General features: G+C 36.2%; 5 protein-coding genes. 2 read left to right on the top strand and 3 right to left on the bottom strand.

From position 1 onward, the window contains the following. Together ACJAT7_RS17490 and ACJAT7_RS17485 are read right to left on the bottom strand one after the other, a co-directional pair. A partial coding sequence (locus ACJAT7_RS17490; RefSeq protein WP_415228085.1) for an AGE family epimerase/isomerase occupies positions 1-335 on the bottom strand: 335 nt, incomplete at its 3' end. A gap of 14 nt (positions 336-349) precedes the next feature. Beyond that, on the bottom strand, positions 350-1537 hold the full coding sequence (locus ACJAT7_RS17485) for a glycosidase (protein ID WP_415228084.1): 1188 nt from the start codon (positions 1535-1537) through the stop codon (positions 350-352). Positions 1538-1970: 433 nt separating this feature from the next. Here ACJAT7_RS17485 and ACJAT7_RS17480 point away from each other — a divergent pair, with 433 nt between their 5' ends. Then, positions 1971-2969, top strand: coding sequence for a LacI family DNA-binding transcriptional regulator (locus ACJAT7_RS17480; protein WP_415228083.1), 999 nt, complete (start codon positions 1971-1973; stop codon positions 2967-2969). Between the two features lie 86 nt (positions 2970-3055). Here ACJAT7_RS17480 and ACJAT7_RS17475 read toward each other — a convergent pair whose 3' ends face one another. Continuing rightward, complete coding sequence (locus ACJAT7_RS17475; protein ID WP_415228082.1) at positions 3056-4531, bottom strand: MFS transporter; 1476 nt, start codon at positions 4529-4531, stop codon at positions 3056-3058. Positions 4532-5026: 495 nt separating this feature from the next. Here ACJAT7_RS17475 and ACJAT7_RS17470 point away from each other — a divergent pair. Further along, positions 5027-5591: AGE family epimerase/isomerase (locus ACJAT7_RS17470; protein WP_415228081.1), on the top strand; the 565-nt coding region annotated here is incomplete at its 3' end.

Genomic DNA, 5591 nt, shown 5'->3' with positions numbered 1-5591 from the left:
TTCTTACCGTTAACCTGCTTGCCTGATGAAGAAACTTCCCAAATAGCACCGCCAAACTCTTTATCATCAAAATATGTTAATAAATAATCAAAGGCCCGATTTGCCGCTTCTTTATATTCAGATTCACCACTAAAAAGAGCTTTTTCACTGTAAAACCAAAGGATTCGACTATTCTGAACGATACCTTTATTGGCACCAGCGACCACTTTACCAAAAAAGTCTACTTCACCAACAAAGCCACCTTCATTTTCATCAAAGGTATTATTTAACCACCATTGACCAATACTGTTTAGCTCTGTTGAAATAGCACGACTATCGAACGCAAGGATTTCCATTGTTAACTTCCCTTCTACTTACTGTAAGCTTCATTCCTAGCAATTAACTTATTAATCGCTTGTACAGATGATGCTGAGCGTAGACCATCCTCTGGTGTGCTTTTGCAATAATCGACTAATTGGGCAATAGACGTTGTCGCGACATGCATACGTGTATCTGAAGACGCATAATAAATATTCACGTCACCAGCATCATTAACAACCCAACCATTACTAAACACAACATTAGATACATCCCCAATACGCTCACTACCTTCTGGCGCAATCAAGTGTCCTGCAGGCTTGTGTATTATTTTCCATGGTGCATTCAAGTCAGTCATAAAAGAATATAAGACATAACGTAAACCAGCTGCGGTATTACGTACTCCATGTGCTAGGTGTAACCAACCATCATCAGTTTTCAATGGTGCTGGACCTTGGCCATTCTTAACTTCATTAATAGTATGATAAAGTTTTGTATCAACAATAACTTCTGATTTTATTTCTGCGTTAACCATAGAGTCAGATAAACCCCAACCAATGCCACCACCACCACCAACACTTATAAACCCGTCTTGTGGACGAGTAAATAATGCGTATTTTCCATCAACATATTCAGAATGTAGAACCACATTTCGTTGCTGGCCTGAATAGGTTACTAAATCAGGTAGCCTTTCCCAAGTAACTAAATCTTTTGTACGTGCTATACCACATTGCGCTTCAGCTGCACTGGTATTTTCCATTAAAGTTTTGTCTTTTCTTTCAGTACAAAACAAACCGTAAATATAGCCGTCTTCATGAGCGGTTAAGCGCATATCATAAACATTGGTATCTGGTTCTTCGGTCTCAGGCAGGGTAATAGGATTAGACCAAAAACGAAAATTATCAACGCCATTATCACTTTGGGCAACAGCAAAAAATGATTTGCGATCATTACCTTCAACACGTACAACGATAACGTATTTATCATCAAACATAATTGCGCCAGAATTTAAGGTCGCATTAACACCAATACGCTCTAACAACATAGGATTAGTTTGCTCGTTAAAGTCATATCGCCAATTTAGTGGGATGTGTTCACGCGTTATTATTGGGTTAATCCAGCGCTGAAAAATTCCATTGTATTGTTTGCTCGGTTGATTTTTTAAAGTGATTAAATCCTCACTTTCATCTAATAGCTGACCAAGTTTATCTTGAAAGACTGGTTTTGCTATATTTGTCATAATTCACTACTCTTTTATATATTCGTATTTCTAAATTCATTACCTTACAAACAATTGCTATAAGTAACCTTTGAGCTGCACCCTATCGACGAGTAAACAATTTACTTCGGGTTTCAATGTATTAACTTCTTTATCCAATACATTCGAAAAATTCCAAATAAGATCAACTAACATCAATGAAAAATGAACCGGAATCAACTCATTGTAAAAACCAGTAATATAAATAAGTGACAATAGCTAATTTTAATGAGAAAAATTAACAATATCCCAACAAAATTCACACATGAACCGGTTCATTATAATTTAACTGATTTATTATATTTTTGCTAGTATTATTTAGTTTTAGTTGTAAAAATATAGCTCGTTAATTAGTTCAAATCTTCAGATTTAAACTAAAGCTTGTTCATTGAAATAATTGTTGAAGGAAATATAAATGAGTACCATCAGAGATGTAGCCAAAGAAGCCGGCTTATCGACAGGCACAGTTTCAAAAGCGCTCAGTGCTCCTAAAACAGTAACACCCAAAAATTTATCTAAAGTACAATCAGCAATTAAAAAGTTAAACTATAAACCAAATATGCTTTCGCAAAAATTTCGCAATAAGCAATCAAAAACAATCGTTGTTTTAGTACCAGATATTGCCAACTTATTTTTTGCACAAGTGATTAGTGGTATAGAACACATTGCTCAAAAACAAGGGTATAGTGTTCTATTAGGCGACACTAAAGACGACATCAATCGTGAACAAGAATATATCAATATGGTCGAAACGCGACTTGCTGACGGCATCATCAATTTACGCCCTTTTATTAAAGGCGACTCTATGTTGCCTAATGATGATGTGATTGCTGTCAGTGCTGGTGGTTGTGAAAACACACCTTACCCATCGGTGAGAATAGATAATGCAGGAGCTAGTGAAAAAGTTGTTAATTACTTATTGTCACTTGGCCATAAACGGATTGGTGTTATTTCTGGTTTGGCCAAAAACCCTCATACGCTGGATCGCTTAGCTGGTTACAAAAAGGCATTGGAAAAAGCTGGCATAGCTTTCTGTGAGAAGTTGATATACGAAGGTGATTTCAATTATTGGTCAGGTCTTAATGCCTCAGAATACTTTTATCGTATGAATGATAAAATGCCCACGGCGATATTCTCTATGAATGATCAAATGGCGACTTCCGCCATGAAAGGTTTTTTAAATCATGGCGTACGAATACCAGAAGATGTTTCGATCACGGGCTTTGATGATAGCCAAGTATCACGCTATTTAAATCCTGCCTTAACAACAGTTTCACAACCTGCCGAACAAATTGGAGAAAAATCAGCTGATCTGTTATTGCAATTAATTGAGGGAAAAAAACCAAACCAAACAGAGTTTGTTTTACCCTATGATTTTGTTATACGTGAAAGCACCTGCGCCCTATTAAAATAACTTAACCATTTTTATTACATAATAAAAATGCTGATAGCCTATGGGGTATCAGCATTTGTTTGGTATTAAACTTTATTTAAATTAAGTTAAACTGCCGCTTTGCCTGTATTTTCATCTGTAGCGCTTACTGCATTATCTAAAGGCTTGTCCGTTTCTTTTAAGTCTGTGCTCTTTAAAGTAATGCCTTGACGTAACTTTTGATTAATATCTTCAACAAGATCATCTGTTAGATTATAAAAATAAATAAATATCCCTGACAACAAGGCACCAATGCCTGGTAAATAACTCACCATCATGCGCAAACCTTCTTTAGCTGATTCTGTCTGTTCTACATTCGCTTGATAACCATATATTGCGAGTGTCCATCCAGTTATAGCCCCCCCAAGAGTCCACCCCATTTTTTGAGCGAATGACGCTGAAGAAAAAATTAAGCCCGTAGAACGACGACCGGTAGTATATTCAGAGTAATCTGCGGTATCAGCATACATAGACCACAAAAGCGGAAAAATAATACCTGCGCACATACTAATAAGTACTTGAGATAATAAAATCAACCATACTTGCGTAGCGGTGAAATAAAAAACAGAAAATGACAAAACAGCGGCAATAAACATGGCATACATAAAGGTATTCTTCTTGCCTATCACTCCGGAAATGGGTTTCGCTAGCACCACACCAACAATGTTTGCAGCTTGCCCAATAACCAAGTAAGTTGCAATAAGGCTAAAAGAAAGTCCAAAAATTTCAACTTGAGAAACATCAAAATAGTACTTCAAATAATAAACCGCAGCACCATCACGAATACTGTTAAATATTAAAGTAGATAATGCAGCACCCAGCAAAATGAACCAATGTTGGTTTTTAGCCAAATTTCTTAGATCTGATTTAAGTGAGTTCTTCTGTTCTTTGGGAGGCTGAACTCGCTCCTTTGTCCAAGCAAAAGTAAAATAGAATAAAATGCTGCATAGTATTGCGTAAACCATAACCGTATACATCCAACCGGCTTGTAAATCTGGCTCACCCAAAGCCATGGTACTAAAATAGTCTAGCAAAGGTTCAACCATCGCTAATGAAACAATGCCACCAGCAAAAGCAAACACCATTCGAAAAGAAGCAAGGGTTGTTCTATCTTCACTGTGAGATGACATAACACCTAACAATGATCCATAAGGCACATTCACCACGGTATAAACCATCATCATCAATGTATAAGTAACATAGGCGTATGCTATTTTGTATTCCATTGACCAATCAGGCGTGGTGAACGTTAACACGCCAACAAGTGAAAATGGGATAGCACCAAAAACAATATATGGTCTAAATTTCCCCCAGCGTGTATTGGTTCTATCGGCAATAATGCCCATAATAGGGTCATTGGCCGCATCCCAAATTCTGACTAATAAGAACATGGTCCCTACCGCCGCTGCTGACATACCAAAAACATCGGTGTAAAAAACCATTAAATAAACGGCAAATAATTTCCAAAACATTGATGAGGCAAAATCACCAAAACCATAGGCTACTTTCTCTTTAAAACTTGGCCTATCATCTTTTAATATCATATTCATTTCACTCGCTAAAGTACGCTATCCCATAGGATTTATAAAAGGATAACCTAATACAAACCCTTTTTAAATTATGCTGGTTACAACATTAAATGATAAAACTAATGAGTATAACAAGACAACCAATGAACCGGTTCAACACAGTATTTATCATTCAATCAAGAAACAGATAAACTGTCAACTGCTAATTTTATCGAGTAAATAATTAACAAATACTCTTAGCCTAATTACCTGCATTACCCAAATCGCTAATATAAAACTAGCTATGCACTTGTAATTTCAGTCAATAATCACTCAAACTTACGAAACCTTTGACTTACTAAGGTTGATAAAATTTTAAAATTAAATTGCTCTAATAATTAACAACATAACTTAGTTTAAAACATTACCTACGAATAAAATTGAACCGGTTCAATTTTTGTGAGAGAATAGCATTATCCACTGAGCACTCTCAGATTAACTCTCGCACATTTATTTTTTGGAAATATATTAATGAACAATGAACTGTCTGTCGTGATTAATGACTATGTCAATTGGCTATCAAGCTCAGCATTGCCACTTTGGAGTTCAGCTGGGGTAGATAAAGATGGCGCTAGTATTGAGCAATTCTTGGGGACTGGTCAGGCTGACATAAAGAGCAACAAAAGAGTACGCGTACAAGCAAGACAAATGTTTGTTTTTGCTGCGGCCAATCAACAAGGCTGGATAAATAATGGCTTTGACTTGGTTGCTTCAATTGAAAGTTTTTGTCAAAAATACGCTACCGTACCAGATAAGTCTCATTATGCTCATATTTTAAATGCAGACAATATTATTATTAATCCTAATAACGACCTTTACGACATTGCTTTCTTTCTGCTTGCATATGCATGGCGTTATCACGTTTTCAACGATTTAAATGCACTTAAACAAGCAAATAAATTACTTAATAGCATAGATAATAATTTAAAAGAATCTCCTGGTGGTTGGATGGAAGGTAATTACACCGCCGCTTACCGTCGTCAAAATCCACATATGCATTTATTTGAAGCTTTCCTAACCCTTTATCAATTCACTA

This window comes from Psychromonas sp. (assembly GCF_047632995.1).
In the GTDB taxonomy this organism is placed as follows: domain Bacteria; phylum Pseudomonadota; class Gammaproteobacteria; order Enterobacterales; family Psychromonadaceae; genus Psychromonas.
This window is presented reverse-complemented; position numbering and strand designations above follow the sequence as displayed.